The following is a 17,220-nucleotide window of genomic DNA, read 5'->3' as shown; positions in this document are numbered from 1 at the left end:
TATTTGTATTTATTCCAGATTTAAGTGCTGTTTCTTCGTAAGAATTTCCTGCTAATACTTTTGATACAAGCTTAAACTTTTCTTCTGCACTCCACTTTTTATTCTGTTCATTGTGTTTAAGGATTTCTTCTCCATGAAAATCTACAAGTTTGCTCCAATATCTAATTTTGTCTCTAAACGTACGAGGTTTAACACCTTCTGGTGTTTCCATCCACTTTCCTTGTTTGTATAGTTCTACGCATTCTTTTTTGAATTCATAACTATATCGCATAAAAATACCCTCCTTACTGGTTTGTCCAGTAAAGAGGGTACATATCAAAATTCACCACCCCTATTATTATAAATTTAATCTTCTACTATGCCTTAACCTTTGAAGGTAGGAACTTGCCTACTAGTCCAGCTACAGCAACTGGTATGATCCAGAAGAATCCAAATTCTCCACCTGGTAATGCGTTTAATTTTGCACCCATTGCCTGGATAGCTGCGTTATCTGCTAGTCCTGGAACTGCTGGAAGAGCTGACAATAATCCAAGTATAACTGAAACCCATATAGCAAACTTGAATATATTGTTGTTACTAATCTTGTCACTAAACAATCCAAGTATGATGTAAGTAACAACTGCTGGATATACAGTTAGTAGGATTGGCACTGCCATAGATATAATCTTATCTAGTCCTAGATTAGAAACTATAGCTGAGAATATACAAACAACTATAACTGTTCTTTCATATTTAAGCTTACCTCCTGTGATATCTCTGAAGTAGTTACCACAAGCTGAAGTAAGACCTATTGATGTAGTTAGACATGCAAGAGCAACTATTATTGCTAATATAACCTTACCTGGTCCACCAAGTATAGATTCTGTTATAGATATTATAAGAGCTGACTTACCAACTGTGTCATCGAACATTGGAGATACAGTAGCACCTAGGTATGAAAGACCACCATATACAAATGCTAGACCAGCAACTGCAACAATACCTGCGTATACTGTAGCTTTTACGAGTGAGCCTTGGTCTGTATATCCCTTTGCCTTAACAGAACTGATTATTATACCTGCAAATATACAAGAAGCCATTGCGTCCATCGTTTGATAACCATCATATATACCCCTTACAACAACATTGTCTACTAGTGTTCTCTCTAATGGAGTTCCAAGTGGGCTTATTATGCCCTTAACTATTAACACTGCAAGACATATTAGAAGTGCTGGAGTAAGGAACTGTCCAACTATATCTACAACCTTTGAAGGTTTGATTGTTAGGAATAATGTTATAGCAAAGAATATTATTGAAAATACCACAGGGCTAAAACTATCTCCAAACACTGGGTTGATACCAACTTCAAATGTAACAGCTGCTGTTCTAGGTATAGCTAGGAACGGTCCTATACATAGAATTGATGCTGTACCTATTACCAAACCAATCTTCTTACCAGCTCTACTATATAGGGCATCCAAATCTCCTCCTGTCCTAGTCATGGCTACAACACCAAGTAAAGCAAGTCCACCATCTGCAAATAGGAAGGCTATAAATCCTATGAACCACTTAGTACCATCAAGTACACCAAGGTATGGCGGGAAAACAAGATTTCCGGCTCCGAAAAACATTGCAAATAGTGCAAAACCGATAACTACGATGTCTTTCATCTTAATCTTCATTTTTTTAATCCTCCTTAAAAATTTTACATATTTATTAGTACAGTATTAGTATACAATCAATTTTCAGTATTGTCAAACAATTCTTTAAATTAGATTTTTGAATAACAAAGTGAAAATAAACAATATAATTCTCATAATAAGGTTTCTTACTTTAATATATTAAGGTCTTGTCGTAAGATCAATGTATTAGAGCAATAGTTTAAGAATTTTGTCCTTATATATTTAACCCAATTTTTCTGATGATTCTGTCTAATAAAACGTTTTGTTTAAATTTAATTGGGTATGTACCCGATATTATCCAAATTTAATACAAAAAAAATTTTATTTAGCCTGTTTTTGTCTATTCATTAACACTTATCCTGATTTTTTCCATTAAAGATTTTAATATATTAATCTATTCTATCAATAATGTCAATCTATTTTCCTGTTTTTATAAATAAAAATAGCCCCATCACACAGTTCAGGGGCTATTTTAAAGTCAAAACCTACTATTTACTTAATTAGTTTATTAAATATATTTTTTGTCCACCAAATTTAAACTATTTGTATATCTTCTCCTATTTTATCGACCTTAACTTTTGTATGGTCTTTGATCTGTCCACTGATTATGGCCTTTGCAAGTTTAGTTTCAAGATTAGAGTTTATGTATCTTTTAAGCGGTCTTGCACCATAAACTGGATCATAGGCTATATCAACTATAAAGTCTTTTGCCTCATCAGTTATATCAATTTCGATATCCCTCTCTTTAAGCTTTGATTTGATTGACTCAAAGAATATATCTATTATCTTCTTGACCTCTTCCTTCATCAAAGGCTTGAACATTATGATATCGTCGACCCTGTTCAAAAATTCAGGTTTGAACTTAAACTTCATTATATCCATTACACTCTTATAGACTGACTCATCTATATTGCCCTTAGACTCCAACAAGATATCGCTACCTATATTTGAAGTCATTATTATAAGAGTATTCTTAAAGTCTACTGTCTTACCCTTGTTGTCAGTTAACCTACCTTCGTCTAGTATTTGTAGGAACATATTGAATACATCATCATGAGCCTTTTCTATCTCGTCAAATAGGATTACTGAGTATGGCTTTCTCCTAACAGCCTCTGTAAGTTGTCCACCCTCTTCGTATCCTACATATCCTGGAGGTGGTCCAACTAGTCTTGATACACTGTGCTTTTCCATATACTCTGACATATCTAGTCTAATTATGCTGTCCTCTGAATCAAATAACTCTCTTGCTAGGGTCTTGGCAAGTTCTGTCTTACCTACACCTGTTGGACCTAGGAATATAAATGATCCAAGTGGTCTATTCTGGTCACTTAGTCCTGCCCTAGACCTCAATATAGCATCTGATACAGCCCTAACCGGTTCATCCTGACCTATGACTCTTTCATGGAGTTTGTCCTCTAGTCTTAATAGTTTTTCTTTTTCACTTTCAACTAGTTTCTTAATCGGTATACCAGTCCATTTAGATATTATATCAGCAATCTCTTCTTCAGTTACCTCTTGCTTTAATAGGCTGTATTCTTCATTGCTGTCTATATTTTCTTCTATCAGCCTTAACTCTTCCTCTAACTTAGGTATTTTACCATACTTCAACTCTGCAGCCTTGTTAAAATCACCCTCTCTTTCATACTTCTCAGCAAGGGCTTTAGCGTCATCTAGGTCCTGCTTGATGTCCTTGGCTCCTGTCAACCTAGACTTCTCCTTTTCGTATTTTGCAGTCATATCGTCATTTTCTTCTCTTAAAGTGACCAATTCTTTTTCAAGTTCTTCAAGTCTAGCCTTTGACTTGTCATCATTCTCTAACTTTAGGGCTTCTCTTTCTGTCTCTAATGTAAATAACCTTCTTCTTACAATATCAAGCTCAGTAGGTAATGAGTCTATCTCTGTTCTAATCATGGCACCAGCTTCGTCTATAAGGTCTATAGCCTTGTCAGGTAAGAACCTATCCTGTATATACCTATCTGATAACTTAGCAGCTGCAACTATCGCATTGTCATGTATTCTAATACCATGATGGATTTCAAATTTTTCCTTAAGACCTCTAAGTATAGATATTGTATCCTCTACACTCGGTTCGTCTACTATAACTGGTTGGAACCTTCTTTCAAGGGCCTTGTCTTTTTCTATATACTTTCTATATTCGTCAAATGTAGTTGCTCCTATACAATTTAGTTCCCCTCTTGCAAGCATTGGTTTTATTAGGTTACCTGCATCCACAGATCCTTCAGTCTTACCAGCACCTACAATTGTATGTATCTCGTCTATAAATAGTATTATCTTACCTTCAGACGCCTCTACTTCTTTAAGGACTGCCTTTAACCTCTCTTCAAACTCTCCCCTGTACTTGGCTCCTGCTATCAAAGAACCCATATCTAGAGAAAATACAATCTTATCCTTTAATCCCTCTGGAACATCGCCCTTTACAATTCTCTGGGCTAGACCCTCAACAATGGCTGTCTTACCAACACCTGGTTCACCAATAAGTACAGGGTTGTTCTTTGTTCTTCTGGATAATATTCTTATGGCTCTTCTAATCTCGTCATCCCTACCTATAACTGGGTCTAACTTGTTGTTCATAGCCCTCTTGACTAGGTTGGTACCGTATTTTAATAGGGCATCATATGTGCCCTCAGGGTCTTGACTATCAACCCTTTGGTTACCCCTGATTTCATGTAAAACAGCCAAGAAAGACTGCTTGTCTATCCTATATTTTTTTAATATTTTTCCTACATTTGATGTCGATAATCCCTTTGAAGATTCAAGATTTATCATAGCCAAGAAAAGATGCTCGACACTGATATATGAATCCTTGAATTCACCTGATATTTTTTCTGCCTCTATAAGGATCTTGTTTATCTTAACACTAGCTGTTACATTTACACCATCACCTGTAACCTTAGGTAATTTTGAGACTTCATCATCTATATCATTCTGGATACTAGTTCTGTCTATTCCCATCTTATCTATTATACTACCTATTAGCCCATCCTCCTGGACCATCAAGGCTGACAGTAGATGAATTGGCTCTAACTGCTGGTTGTTATTGCTTACTGCTATGTTAAAGGCTTCGTTTAAAGCATTTTGTACTCTTAATGTCATTTTATCTGCGTTCATTTATTCATTCCTCCTAATAATTATTGACCTACTAAGGTCTAACAAACTGTCTATTAGGGACTCTCCTATAGACGAATTGTACATGAGATTTAGGTCTATACTCTCATCCAAATTTGTGAATTTTACCTTATCTTGGTTTATAGGACAAAATACCAAGTCCTTGTCTATAAGCACTTTTTGACCTATGCCTACATTACTACACATATTCAAAAACTCTTGTCTATAGGATAAGACATATGCTCTTTTAATATCACTGTAGCTATAATCCAAGACAGAATTATAAAGATCTTGTAGCCATGTGTTTAGCTGCCTATACTTTTCTTGATCTTCATAAATTGATATTTCCTCATATACATAACCGCCAAACAAGGGGTGGACATTGTCCCTCAATCTTCTAATATATTTGTAGGGTAGGCTAATATCTATTGTCCAATATATATGATTTGCCCTGTTTAGACTTATTTTAGTGTCTATTTCAGCCTTATTCTTCCTTGTCAAATCTGCATTAGCCCTAGCATCCAAATCTACATTGCTCTTAGTATCCAAATCTGCATTGCTCTTAGCGTCCAACAAAGAGCATACAAAATCGTCAATACTTATGGTCATTAGATTTTTTTCGAACAGCTCGTCAAACCACTTCATTATATTCCTATCTAAATTTATGGACATCTACATCACTCTCCTTCCCTCAATTTATCTTCTATTTTGTTGTAGTCTTTAATCAATTTATCTCTTTCATATTTTGACCCCCTATATGACACCAGGGGATTTATCATATACACTCCATTTCTTTCCTTCTTCATAAAATCACCCTTTCTAAATTCAGTGATTGCCAGTGAAAGGCTCGTCTTTGGATAATCTAGGTCTTTTGCTAAATCTTCAAGTCTAGCATTGATCTTATTGTTTTTATCCATCATTTCTATCATCCTAAAAGGTATCAAGGCCTTTTTAGAATATATTTTATCTACTGATTTGATAAAATTTGAGGGGGATATATTCAAAAACCTTTCATTTTTCTTCCTAATTGTAACTTGCTGACTCTTAGTTTCTTCTATATCGTTCAATATTCTTTGAGTATTCTCAATCTTAAACATATGTACCCCCTTTCTAATGCTTATCTTACTGATATAATAAGCCTAATTTTATATCGTGTCAAGACAGACAAGGTATATTATTTAGCAAAATACTAAATTTTTATTATGCATTATATATAATTTTTGTTTTTGCTATGGCTTATAATACTGGGTCTTTGCTTTATTTTTCAAAAAAAAATAATATTTTTTATCTATCCGTTAAAAATGCCATGATTTAAGCTATACATATGCTTTTTATGCTATAATTTTATAGTAAATATATAGGTTGTATACCATAAGTCTTCAATAAGGCTCTTATCATGACCTATAGGATTACTCAATTAGATTTAATTATAAGAATGGATGTGAGTATATGCTTAATAAAAGTGATAATAATAGAAAAAAGTTAATTTCAATATTGGGTTCAACTGGCTCAATCGGTACTCAAACACTCGATGTTGTAAGAAAAAAACCAGACTTGTTTGAGGTTGAAGGTATATCCACAAATAAAAACCTAGACCTTTTTATAGATCAAATAAAGGAGTTTAGACCATCTATAGCAACTATTTTCGACAAGGATGCCTATGAAAGGTTCCAAGTTATAAAGACCATAGACCAGGACCTAATAGGTATAGAGGTCTACCAAGGTCTTGAAGGACTGATTAAAATAGCATCTTCAAAATCTATAGATACGCTTGTAACTGCTGTAGTAGGAATGATAGGTCTAGTACCTACAATGGAAGCTATCAAAAACTCTACAGATATAGCTTTGGCAAACAAGGAAACATTGGTTACAGCAGGTAAACTAGTCATGGAAGCCGCAAAGAAGTATGGTTCTAAAATACTTCCAGTTGACTCAGAACACAGTGCCATTTTCCAATGCCTAAATGGTGAAGAAAACAATAAAATTGATAAAATTCTTTTAACTGCATCAGGTGGTCCTTTTAGGGGTAAATCAAAAGAAGACCTTATAAATGTCAAAAAAGAAGATGCCCTTAAACACCCAAATTGGACAATGGGACAAAAAATAACTATAGACTCTTCTACCCTTATGAATAAAGGTTTAGAAGTTATAGAAGCAAGGTGGTTATTTGATGTAGATGCCAAGGACATAGTTGTACACGTCCACCCTCAGAGTATAGTCCACTCAATGGTTCAATTCAAAGACTCAAGTGTTATTGCCCAACTAGGTTGCCCTGATATGAGAGTTCCTATCCAGTATGCACTTACCTATCCAAATAGGTTGGATAGCGATTTTGAAAGACTTGACTTATTTGAAGTGGCAAGCCTGAGCTTTGAAAAGCCAGACCTTGAAGTATTCCCTTGCCTGAGACTGGCCTATGAAGCCCTAGAACATGGTGGTACTGATTGCGCAGTCCTAAACTCTGCCAACGAGGTGCTTGTTGATATGTTCCTAAAAGACAAAATCGGCTACTACGATATACCTAAGTATATTGATATGGCAATCAAAAGCCACAAATATATAGCTAATCCAAGTCTAGAAGATATCTTAGATATAGACCTATGGACTAGAGTCTATCTAAATGGTATACTAGCATAATAACAAATATAAATAATTTAAAAATTGAGGAAGGTGAAATATGAACATACTAGTAGCACTCTTAGTTTTTGGATTTATAGTATTTTTCCACGAACTAGGACACTTTTACTTCGCTAAAAGAGCTGGAGTAACAATACACGAATTCTCTATAGGCATGGGGCCTACAATATATGAGAAAGAAAAAGAAGGAATAAAATACTCTCTTAGACTACTTCCTATAGGTGGTTTCGTAGCTATGGAGGGTGAAGACGAAGAATCAGATGACCCAAATTCTTTTGAAAAGAAAACAATCGTAGAAAGGCTCAAGACTATACTGGCAGGACCGATAGCCAATATTGTTCTTTGTATACTGCTACTCCTACCTGTGTATGCTGTCATGGGTACTCCATCTAACTATGTTGATCAAGTACCTAAAAATATGCCAGCCTATACTAGTGGTATAAGAAAGGATGACCAGATTATAAGCCTTGATGGCAAGAAGGTTGACTCATTCGAAGACTTGACAAAGATTGTCAACCAATCAAAGGGAAGGGAAATGAAGCTTGAATACAAGAGAAATCAGAAATTGATGTCTACAAATATCAAGCCTATTTCAAACCAGGGAAGATACCAAATAGGTGTCACTTCTCAATACAAAAAGAACAATCCTCTTGCCATAGTAAAGTACTCTTTCACTACTACCTATAGTGTTGGAAAGGGTATGTTAGAATTTTTATGGAAGCTTGTAACCGGACAGTTGTCTAATAAAATAGTAGACTCGCTATCAGGTCCTGTAGGTGTAATAAATATGGTATCAAATGCCGCCACAAATGGTTTTGTCAATGTATTGTACTTGACTGCCATAATAAGTTTAAACATAGGCATCATGAACCTACTCCCTATACCAGCCCTAGACGGTTGGAGAATCTTGATACTCCTACTTGAGGCCCTTAGGAAGGGTAAAAAGCTTCCAGCCAAGGTAGAAGGATACATAAATGCAGGTGGACTTGTCTTCCTACTTAGCTTTATGCTATTTATAACATACAAGGATATTTTAAGGATATTCTTCAAATAAAAAAATTGGTCATCTATGGATAACTTGGGTATATTACTTATTGTTGTCGTATAGATGACCAAACTTTTATCAAGATATATATGTAATATAGAAAGGAATATGTTATGACATATACAAGAAGAAAAACTAGAGTTGTAAATATAGGCTCTATTAAAATAGGTGGAGATAATCCAATCGCAGTCCAGTCAATGACTACTAGCGATACAAGAGACCCTCAGGCTACAATAGACCAGATACTAGCCCTTGAGGAAGTAGGATGCGACATAGTGAGAATAGCCGTACCAGACCTAACTGCTGCCAAGGCAATAGGAACTATAAAGGCTGCTACAAATATACCTATAGTTGCAGACATACACTTTAACTATAGACTAGCCCTTGAAGCTGTTGAGCAAGGTATAGACGCAATACGTATCAATCCTGGTAACATTGGTGATATAGATAGGACAAAGGCAGTTGTTGATGCATGTAAAGCCAAAAATATACCTATTAGGATAGGCGTAAATGGCGGTTCACTAGAAAAATCAATACTTGAAAAATACGGTCATGCTTGTCCAGAGGCCATGGTAGAATCTGCCCTAGGTCATATAAAAATTCTAGAGGACCTAGATTTTCATGATATAGTTATCTCCCTAAAAAATTCTGATATTAGAAAGTCTGTTGAAGCCTATAGGTTGATGTCAGAAAAGGTTGACTATCCACTACACTTGGGTATCACAGAATCAGGAGGAGTTGAAAAGGGAACTATAAAGTCTTCAATAGGTGTTGGAAGTCTATTGGTAGATGGTATAGGTGACACAATCAGGATATCACTTACAGGAGATCCAAGAGAGGAAATCAAGGTAGGAAAGCAGATCCTAAGAAGTATCGGCCTATTAAATGACAAGATAAAGATTGTATCATGCCCAACATGTGGTAGGTGTAATATAGACCTTATCAAGTTTGCAGGTCAGATAGAAAAAGAAATCGAAGACATAGAAAAAGATATCACAGTTGCAGTCATGGGTTGTGCAGTAAATGGCCCAGGTGAAGCAAGAGAAGCAGATATAGGAGTTGCCGGTGGAGACGGAATGGGACTTCTCTTCAAAAAAGGAGAGATTGTAAAAAGAATTCCTGAGGATGAGATTGTTAGTACCCTTCTCGAAGAAATAGATAAATTATAAATGGGGATTTTAAGATCTTCTATTTGCAATATAAAGTAGTATTTCAAGTACATCAATACTAACTTAAGCGTTAAAAACGACCTAGCCTGCATGAGCAGGCATTGAGTTTTTAGCGAAAGTAGTATATGATGTACTAAATACTATGAACAATTGCATAAGAAGACTTAAAGTCCCCATTTAAAAAATACATAATTAAAAATATATAAGTTAATTAAACCTAGCTAACTGGTCTAATTCAAATGTCCACTGAGGTGTCTTTAGTTTACCCATTTCCTTGACTTCTTTTAGTGAGTACCAAGGTCCTATTTCATCATTGTTTTTATTTACTAATATCTGTGGTTGCTGGGCTGGCATATATGACTGAGCCAGCATAAAAGCCTTATCTCCCCTTGAGTTTTCAGCCATATCAACTACTGTTATGGCGTGTCCCACCCTCTTAGAGCCAGGTGTTCCATCTTTTAGGAATATATCTCCAACTCTTATATCATCAATCTTAACCTTTTTTGTATCCTCTACTAGGGATATTGTCGATGAGTATATATAGACAGTATCCATAAATTTCTTGTACACTTTGGCATCGGACGATTTTTCACCCATCAGGAAGTACTCTCCCGTCTCCGGGTCTACCCTGTAGCCTTTTGTGTACTTATCAAAGTCGGCTATACCCTTGCCTACAAAATGGAATTTCATCTTGTCATATCTGCCTATAGAATATAGGTAATCTCCCCTAAACTTATAGCATGAATCTGCACAATGAAGTATATTTTTGCCTTCTAAATCTACATCGAATACTGCATCATAGACCCCCTCAGACTTTTTGGGCTTTCCATTATAGTATATAGATTTTTGTCCATAAGGCTTGAGCTTTTCATTTCTTACAAAATTTGTAAATGTATACTTATCTGCCTTGACTCTCTTATAGCCCTTAGGAGGATTATATCTCTTTTCTATGGTATCTCCGTCCTTATTGACAAGTTCCGGATTGACACCTATAGTTTTACCCTTATCCGTTCTGTTTTCTTTCTTTGTCTGTGAATCACCCGAATCCTTGTCGAGTTTCTTGGTACAAGACGCTAGTGAAAATACTAATGTTAAAGTTAAAATACTTACAACAAGCTTTTTATTATACATATATCCTCCATATTCTAGCCTATACAGCAAATAATGATAGTATTAGATAAACATAAGGCGCTACTAATAATACACTGTCAAACCTGTCAAGTATGCCTCCATGACCCGGTATAAGTCTGCCAAAGTCCTTGATACCAACATATCTCTTGATAGATGATGCTATCAAGTCTCCCATCTGGGCTACTGCGCTACCCAACAAGCCCACAAGGAATATAGGACCTATCTGCAACTTGAAGATCAAGCCAAATAAGACACTAAATACCACACTAGCGACAACACCACCCATGCTGCCCTCTATTGTCTTCTTAGGGCTAACTGATGGTATTAGTTTATGGCTACCAAATCTCCTACCTATAAAGTAAGCGAATATATCAGTTGCAAATGAAATTATAAATATCAGCCATACATACAAGTATCCCTTCTCGCCCATATCAAACAATCTGATAATATAGTTAAAGCATAGGCACACATAGAAAATACCTGAAAAAGTAATTATAAGGTCCATTACATCTGCCCTATGTAGAAGTACATACACTATCCCTATTACAAATGTCAAATACATTCCTACAGCATAGGATTCCTTATTCCATGAAAATATATTTATCAAAAATACCATAATTGCATACAGGTAACCCAGTTCCTTGATTGGACTATGACCTATATTATTAAAGGCTGTGTAAAATTCGTGTAGTCCTATAGCCATGACAACTAGCCCTATACAATATAATGGGCCCCCACCTACATACAAAAATACCAGCAAGGGTAACATAATTAAAGATGAAATTATTCTTTGTTTCATAAAAACCACCCCTATTTCACATTTCCAAATCTTCTATCTCTTGCCTGATAATTGTATATTGCCTCTTGAAGTGCCTCTTCATCAAAATCAGGCCAATGCTTGTCTGTAAAATAAAACTCTGAATATGCAACTTCCCACAATAAGAAGTTTGATAGTCTCTGTTCACCACTAGTCCTGATGACAAGGTCTGGGTCTACTATATTCCTTGTAGACATGGAACTTGATATCATCTCATCATCAATATCATCAATGCTTATCTTACCTTCCTCAACCATCTTAGCTATTCTTGTCACTGCAGATTTGATGTCTGCCCTAGAACCATAATTAAGGGCTAACGATAATACTAGTCCAGTGTTGTCCTTTGTCTCATCAATAGACTTATTTAACTCATCTATGCAAGCCTGTGGTAGTTTAGATATATCACCAATTGTCAATATCTTTACATTGTTCTTGTGAAGTTCAGCCAGTTCCTTTCTAAGGTAAGAAACTAGTAGGCTCATTAAGGCATTTACCTCATCTGCTGGTCTCTTCCAATTTTCTGTTGAAAAAGCGTATAGGGTAAGGTATTTTACTCCTAGTCTAGAGCATTCCTTGACTACCTTCCTGATAGTTTCGACTCCCATCTTGTGACCATATGTCCTAGGCATCATCCTTGATTTTGCCCATCTACCATTACCATCCATTATAATTGCTATATGCTTAGGGACTCTTCCCAAATCTATATCATAGTATAAATTTTCCATACATTCCTCCGATCCTTTATTTAAAGATATTCTTATAATTATTATACCATAGTATAGCACTATGGTATATAGAAAGAAGGCACGGTATCTCCTATTACCTAAATGTCAAAAATAAAAAAGACCTCTATTGATGATACTCCACCTCAAAATAGGATTTTGAGTGAACATAAAATAAAGGTCCTTTTTATTGTTCTAAAAACAAATACTATACTTCTTATACAGATAGTATATCTTTTTCTTTTTCGTCTGTTAACTGGTCTATAACCTTGATGTACTTGTCAGTCATTTTCTGAACTTCGTCAGTTGCCTTTTTTGCATCATCTTCTGTAAGTTCAGCAGCCTTTTCCATCTTCTTGATCTTATCGTTGGCATCTCTTCTTTCGTTTCTAATCCTTACCTTGAAAGATTCAGAAGCCTTGTTAGCCTTCTTAGCAAGTTCTTTTCTTCTTTCTTCTGTTAACTGTGGTACAGTAAGTCTGATAACAGAACCATCATTTGATGGAGCTATACCAATATCAGAATCACTTATAGCCTTTTCTATAGCATGGATTACTGACTTGTCCCATGGTGTTATTGTCAGTACTCTACCTTCTGATACTGCAACGGCAGCCATCTGGTTTACTGGTGTTGGTGTTCCATAGTAGTCCACTCTTACCTTATCTAGCATTGAAGCATTAGCTCTACCAGCTCTGATTGTTCCAAACTCAAACTTTAAAGCTTCAATCGTTTTTTCCATTTGTTCTTCTAATTCTACATGAAGATCTAATTTCATAAGTCTCCTCCTAAAAATTAAATATGTGAGCTGGTTCTTTACATATGTAAGTACAGCCCGCTAAAATATTTTCTTACTACTATTCTACTATAGTTCCCATATTTTCGCCATACACAACTTTGATAATATTTTCTGTAGATAGCTCAAATACCTTGATTACGATATTATTGTCCATACATAATGAAGTTGCTGTTGAGTCCATTACCTTTAGTTCTCTGTTAATAACTTCCATATAAGTTAGGTGAGTAAACTTCTTAGCATCTGGATGAACCTTAGGGTCCTTGTCGTATACAGCATCGACATTCTTAGCAAGAAGGATAACTTCTGCTTCCATCTCTGCCGCTCTAAGGGCAGCTGCTGTATCAGTTGAGAAATAAGGGTTACCAGTACCTGCACCAAATATTACTACTCTACCCTTTTCAAGGTGTCTTACTGCTCTTCTTCTGATATATGGTTCTGCAACCTTGTTCATTTCTATACCAGTCTGAACTCTTGTTGGAACGTCAAGACTTTCTAGAGAATCCTGTAGTGCCATTGCATTCATAACTGTTGCCAACATTCCTATATAGTCGGCTGTTGTCCTATCCATTCCTTCGCTAGTACGACCTCTCCAGAAGTTACCACCGCCTACTACAACGGCTATCTCTACTCCAGATTCAACTAGTTCCTTTATCCCCAATGATATATCCTTTAATACATCATTATTGATACCAAATCCAGTACCACCAGATAGGGCTTCTCCACTTATTTTTAATAGCACTCTCTTGTACATTGGCTCTTGTGTCATTTCTATTCCTCCTAACAAAATCTTCAAAAAAAGAGAACACCAGAAGTGTCCTCTTTAATTACAATTACTTCATCTGCTTAGCTACTTCTTCAGCAAAGTTTTCTTCTTTCTTTTCTATACCTTCACCAACTTCATATCTTAACATACCAGCTACCTTGATATCTGCTCCAACTTCCTTAGCAACCTTAGCAACTAGCTTAGATATAGTAAGTTCTGAATCCTTTACGAATACCTGGTCTAATAGACAAACTTCCTTTAGTTCCTTGTTTAATCTACCAACAACCATCTTTTCTACTATGTTAGCTGGCTTACCTTCGTTAAGAGCCTGCTGAGTAAGAACTTCTGTTTCATGAGCTATGTAATCCTTGTCTACATCGTCTCTTGATATATACTTAGGGTTCATAGCAGCAACCTGCATAGCTATATCTCTACCAAGAGCTACAACCTTTTCGTCGTTTGCTGATGTTTCTAACTGAACTAGAACACCTATCTTTCCACCACCGTGGATATATCCTACTACCTTACCATCAACTGATAACTTAGCAAATCTTCTAACGTCTATCTTTTCACCTATTGTAGCTATTCTATCGTTTAGTACATCCTGAAGTGCCTTTCCTTCCTTGTGGTTAGCAGCAAGAAGAGCTGGAACATCAGCATAGTCTCCTTCAAGTACCATCTGAGCAACATCCTTTACAAAGTCCTTGAAATCCTGGTTCTTTGCAACGAAGTCTGTTTCAGAGTTAACTTCTACTATAGATGCAGCATTTCCTTCTGCATTCATTTCTATATTTACAAGACCTTCAGCAGCGATTCTGTCTGCCTTCTTAGCAGCCTTAGAAAGTCCCTTTTCTCTTAATAGGTCTATTGCTTTTTCCATGTTACCATCAGCTTCAGTAAGTGCCTTCTTACAGTCCATCATACCTGCGCCTGTAGTTTCTCTCAATTCTTTTACCATCTGAGCAGTTATAGCCATTGTAAAATCCTCCTAAAAATTTTGTTATTTTATTATAATTTTGTCTTGAACTATTTATATAGTTCATTTATTAATCATATGGGAATTCTCCCATTCATTCACAAAATGGTAAGGGCAAGGCCCTTACCATAAGCTTTCATATTAATGCTCGAATAGAATTATTCTGCAGCAGTTTCAGTTTCTACAACTTCTGCTTCAACTTCTTCTGCAGCTACATCATCAGCACCCTGTCTAGCTTCGATAACAGCATTTGCCATAGCACCAGTTATTAGCTTTATAGCTCTTATTGCATCATCGTTTGCTGGTATTGGATAGTCGATTTCTTCTGGATCACAGTTTGTATCAACTGTACCTATTACTGGTATTCCCAATCTATGAGCTTCCTGTATAGCTATATTTTCTTTTCTTGGGTCTATAACGAACATAGCAGCTGGTAGTTCAGGCATATCCTTAATACCACCTAAGAATTTTTCTAGCTTTTCTTTTTCAGCTCTTAGCTTGATTACTTCCTTCTTTGGAAGAACGTCGAATGTTCCGTCGTTTTCCATAGCTTCAAGTTCTCTAAGCTTCTGAATTCTAGTCTTTATAGTCTTGTGGTTTGTTAACATACCACCTAGCCATCTTTCGTTTACATAGTACATTCCACATCTCTGAGCTTCATCCTTGATAGCTTCCTGAGCCTGCTTCTTAGTACCTACGAATAGGATTGGCTTACCAGTTTCTGCGATTTCCTGCATATACTTGTATGCTTCATCAACCTTCTTTACTGTCTTCTGTAGGTCGATTATATATATTCCATTTCTTTCTGTGAATATATACTTCGCCATCTTTGGGTTCCATCTTCTAGTCTGGTGACCGAAGTGTACACCAGCTTCTAGTAACTGCTTCATTGAAATTACTGACATTAATTTTTCCTCCTTGGTTTTTACTTCCAGCACGATCTACTTCCTAAAAAACCTCTTTGGCACCTTCTAAGAATCCCGTTGCTGTGTTTAATTATATTTTTATGCCCGGTGGAATACACCACCAAAACCATTAAAGCGAATAAATCCGCACTAATGACCTCTATCATTGTATCACTAACCTAATATCTATGTCAATACTAAATATACCTCAAAGCCATTATTATCACAGTTGCCAACATTACAACTATTAGAGCAAGTGATACGGCCTTAGCAAGAGTCGCTCCTTTCTTATGAGACTTCTTACTGATGTCTTTTAAAGACCTGTCTATAGTCTTGTATTTTTGTTTTTCTAAGGCTTCTTCAATATCCTTTAGGTATATTTGCTTAGTCTTGTAAAAGTCTTCTGGATTTACTCTACCTGTCTTATGTAGGACTGCCTCAAGTTCCGGTTTTAATTCCTCTTCTATATCCTTTATTGTAATTTTTGATGTCTTATACATAAAATTACTCAAACTAAGGAGCAACTCGTTGTAGTCCTTGTAGCATAAGTTGTCATTTCTCTCTAATAATTTCTTTATAATCTCAACAAAATCATAGTTTTGATCATTAAGATTAACCTTAGACCAAATAACTCCCCTATCGACAACCTTCATCAACTGCTTCTCTGTATGTGCTTCTGAAAAAGGGAACTTCTTAAAAGTAGCCTCATAAAGAATGACCCCCAAACAGTATAGGTCAGTTTTTATGTCTGTAAAGTCTATAGACAGCTGAGATGGCGAAAGGTACTTCAAGTTACCTGAACACCTAATATTTGTCCCCCTATTTGCCTCAGTAAAGCCAAAGTCAGCTATTTTAATAGCATACCTATCATCTACAAGTATATCGTTTGGCTTAAGTGAACCATGGTGTTTGCCAATGCTATTGTAGGCCTGTAGGGCTTTGACAATCTGGTTGGATATTCTTATTAGGGCATCCATGTGTAGGTAGGCCCCCCTAGTAAGAGTAGCCAGGGACACACCCTTGAAATCCTCATATACTATATAATATAACAAGTTGTCTATTGTCCTATGAACACCTACATCTATAATGTTTAGTATATATGGACAGCCAAGCTCATTTAATATCATACTTTCATCTATAAGGTTGGGTATAAAGTCTGGACTAATATACCTGTTGTTTTCAATTATTTTAATCTTTACATTTATGTTTTTTTCAGAGTCATATGCATTGTAGAGTTTATTTTCTTCAATATATACTGGCTTATCTGTTATCTCATATCTATTGCCTATAAATATCACGCCTATTCCCCCCTGAATATTTAAATTTACTAAATAAAAAGTCGATAAAAAATATCAATTTTTGTCTCGACTGGTCGCTACACCCTGTAGCCTTATCAATATTATCCCTATAATAAATATATACTTATAATTTTACCACAAAGAAACTTTTCTTTCTATCCTAAATCTTCTATT

General features: G+C 35.8%; 15 protein-coding genes and 1 pseudogene. 3 read left to right on the top strand and 13 right to left on the bottom strand.

Translation table 11 applies throughout. The features are described 5' to 3' along the window. From F823_RS0109145 to F823_RS0109125, 5 genes and pseudogenes are all read right to left on the bottom strand, one after another. Positions 1 to 271 (bottom strand): annotated as a pseudogene (locus F823_RS0109145) (helix-turn-helix domain-containing protein); the annotation flags it as partial. Positions 272 to 356: 85 nt separating this feature from the next. After that, positions 357 to 1,661, bottom strand: coding sequence for a branched-chain amino acid transport system II carrier protein (gene brnQ, locus F823_RS0109140; RefSeq protein ID WP_004167377.1), 1,305 nt, complete (start codon positions 1,659 to 1,661; stop codon positions 357 to 359). 534 nt (positions 1,662 to 2,195) lie between these two features. After that, positions 2,196 to 4,790, bottom strand: a complete 2,595-nt coding sequence (gene clpB, locus F823_RS0109135; RefSeq protein WP_019595656.1) for an ATP-dependent chaperone ClpB — start codon at positions 4,788 to 4,790, stop codon at positions 2,196 to 2,198. Further along, positions 4,791 to 5,459: a hypothetical protein gene (locus tag F823_RS0109130; protein WP_004167374.1), complete on the bottom strand. Its 669-nt coding sequence runs from the start codon at positions 5,457 to 5,459 to the stop codon at positions 4,791 to 4,793. A 5-nt stretch (positions 5,460 to 5,464) separates the two neighbouring features. Further along, a complete protein-coding gene (locus tag F823_RS0109125; RefSeq protein WP_002844104.1) occupies positions 5,465 to 5,884 on the bottom strand; it encodes a replication/maintenance protein RepL in 420 nt (139 codons plus the stop codon). A 352-nt stretch (positions 5,885 to 6,236) separates the two neighbouring features. Between F823_RS0109125 and F823_RS0109120 the strand changes: the two genes are divergently transcribed. The 3 genes from F823_RS0109120 to ispG all read left to right on the top strand — a co-directional run bounded on the left by F823_RS0109120 (position 6,237) and on the right by ispG (position 9,638). Next, complete coding sequence (locus F823_RS0109120; RefSeq protein ID WP_002844114.1) at positions 6,237 to 7,424, top strand: 1-deoxy-D-xylulose-5-phosphate reductoisomerase; 1,188 nt, start codon at positions 6,237 to 6,239, stop codon at positions 7,422 to 7,424. Positions 7,425 to 7,464: 40 nt separating this feature from the next. Next, the gene (gene rseP, locus F823_RS0109115; protein WP_004167372.1) at positions 7,465 to 8,478 is read left to right on the top strand and encodes an RIP metalloprotease RseP; all 1,014 of its coding nucleotides are present in this window, start codon (positions 7,465 to 7,467) and stop codon (positions 8,476 to 8,478) included. Between the two features lie 104 nt (positions 8,479 to 8,582). After that, a complete protein-coding gene (gene ispG, locus F823_RS0109110; RefSeq protein WP_004167371.1) occupies positions 8,583 to 9,638 on the top strand; it encodes a flavodoxin-dependent (E)-4-hydroxy-3-methylbut-2-enyl-diphosphate synthase in 1,056 nt (351 codons plus the stop codon). A 207-nt stretch (positions 9,639 to 9,845) separates the two neighbouring features. Here ispG and F823_RS0109105 read toward each other — a convergent pair whose 3' ends face one another. The 8 genes from F823_RS0109105 to F823_RS0109070 form a co-directional block, all read right to left on the bottom strand. Beyond that, entirely contained in the window at positions 9,846 to 10,769 is a 924-nt protein-coding gene (locus tag F823_RS0109105) for a DUF4846 domain-containing protein (protein ID WP_004167370.1), read from the bottom strand. Between the two features lie 19 nt (positions 10,770 to 10,788). Continuing rightward, positions 10,789 to 11,568, bottom strand: a complete 780-nt coding sequence (locus F823_RS0109100; RefSeq protein ID WP_004167369.1) for a phosphatidate cytidylyltransferase — start codon at positions 11,566 to 11,568, stop codon at positions 10,789 to 10,791. Between the two features lie 11 nt (positions 11,569 to 11,579). Then, complete coding sequence (locus F823_RS0109095; protein WP_002844087.1) at positions 11,580 to 12,311, bottom strand: isoprenyl transferase; 732 nt, start codon at positions 12,309 to 12,311, stop codon at positions 11,580 to 11,582. Positions 12,312 to 12,525: 214 nt separating this feature from the next. Next, on the bottom strand, positions 12,526 to 13,083 hold the full coding sequence (gene frr / locus F823_RS0109090) for a ribosome recycling factor (protein ID WP_002844086.1): 558 nt from the start codon (positions 13,081 to 13,083) through the stop codon (positions 12,526 to 12,528). A gap of 79 nt (positions 13,084 to 13,162) precedes the next feature. Next, positions 13,163 to 13,870 carry a UMP kinase gene (gene pyrH, locus F823_RS0109085; protein ID WP_002844026.1) on the bottom strand — a complete coding sequence of 236 codons (708 nt, stop codon included), beginning with the start codon at positions 13,868 to 13,870 and terminating at the stop codon, positions 13,163 to 13,165. A 64-nt stretch (positions 13,871 to 13,934) separates the two neighbouring features. Continuing rightward, the gene (gene tsf, locus F823_RS0109080) at positions 13,935 to 14,843 is read right to left on the bottom strand and encodes a translation elongation factor Ts (RefSeq protein WP_002844025.1); all 909 of its coding nucleotides are present in this window, start codon (positions 14,841 to 14,843) and stop codon (positions 13,935 to 13,937) included. A 158-nt stretch (positions 14,844 to 15,001) separates the two neighbouring features. After that, complete coding sequence (rpsB, locus tag F823_RS0109075; protein WP_002844082.1) at positions 15,002 to 15,748, bottom strand: 30S ribosomal protein S2; 747 nt, start codon at positions 15,746 to 15,748, stop codon at positions 15,002 to 15,004. A gap of 197 nt (positions 15,749 to 15,945) precedes the next feature. Next, positions 15,946 to 17,046 carry a protein kinase domain-containing protein gene (locus tag F823_RS0109070; protein WP_002846378.1) on the bottom strand — a complete coding sequence of 367 codons (1,101 nt, stop codon included), beginning with the start codon at positions 17,044 to 17,046 and terminating at the stop codon, positions 15,946 to 15,948. Positions 17,047 to 17,220 lie beyond the last annotated feature (174 nt).

Source organism: Peptostreptococcus anaerobius VPI 4330 = DSM 2949, from assembly GCF_000381525.1.
GTDB lineage: Bacteria > Bacillota > Clostridia > Peptostreptococcales > Peptostreptococcaceae > Peptostreptococcus > Peptostreptococcus anaerobius.
This window is presented reverse-complemented; position numbering and strand designations above follow the sequence as displayed.

Bases quoted from the DNA above. Each gene is read 5' to 3' on its own strand.
- brnQ (WP_004167377.1), bottom strand. From the start codon at position 1,661: ATGAAGATTAAGATGAAAGACATCGTAGTTATCGGTTTTGCACTATTT.
- clpB (WP_019595656.1), bottom strand. From the start codon at position 4,790: ATGAACGCAGATAAAATGACATTAAGAGTACAAAATGCTTTAAACGAA.
- F823_RS0109130 (WP_004167374.1), bottom strand. From the start codon at position 5,459: ATGTCCATAAATTTAGATAGGAATATAATGAAGTGGTTTGACGAGCTG.
- F823_RS0109125 (WP_002844104.1), bottom strand. From the start codon at position 5,884: ATGTTTAAGATTGAGAATACTCAAAGAATATTGAACGATATAGAAGAA.
- F823_RS0109120 (WP_002844114.1), top strand. From the start codon at position 6,237: ATGCTTAATAAAAGTGATAATAATAGAAAAAAGTTAATTTCAATATTG.
- rseP (WP_004167372.1), top strand. From the start codon at position 7,465: ATGAACATACTAGTAGCACTCTTAGTTTTTGGATTTATAGTATTTTTC.
- ispG (WP_004167371.1), top strand. From the start codon at position 8,583: ATGACATATACAAGAAGAAAAACTAGAGTTGTAAATATAGGCTCTATT.
- F823_RS0109105 (WP_004167370.1), bottom strand. From the start codon at position 10,769: ATGTATAATAAAAAGCTTGTTGTAAGTATTTTAACTTTAACATTAGTA.
- F823_RS0109100 (WP_004167369.1), bottom strand. From the start codon at position 11,568: ATGAAACAAAGAATAATTTCATCTTTAATTATGTTACCCTTGCTGGTA.
- F823_RS0109095 (WP_002844087.1), bottom strand. From the start codon at position 12,311: ATGGAAAATTTATACTATGATATAGATTTGGGAAGAGTCCCTAAGCAT.
- frr (WP_002844086.1), bottom strand. From the start codon at position 13,083: ATGAAATTAGATCTTCATGTAGAATTAGAAGAACAAATGGAAAAAACG.
- pyrH (WP_002844026.1), bottom strand. From the start codon at position 13,870: ATGACACAAGAGCCAATGTACAAGAGAGTGCTATTAAAAATAAGTGGA.
- tsf (WP_002844025.1), bottom strand. From the start codon at position 14,843: ATGGCTATAACTGCTCAGATGGTAAAAGAATTGAGAGAAACTACAGGC.
- rpsB (WP_002844082.1), bottom strand. From the start codon at position 15,748: ATGTCAGTAATTTCAATGAAGCAGTTACTAGAAGCTGGTGTACACTTC.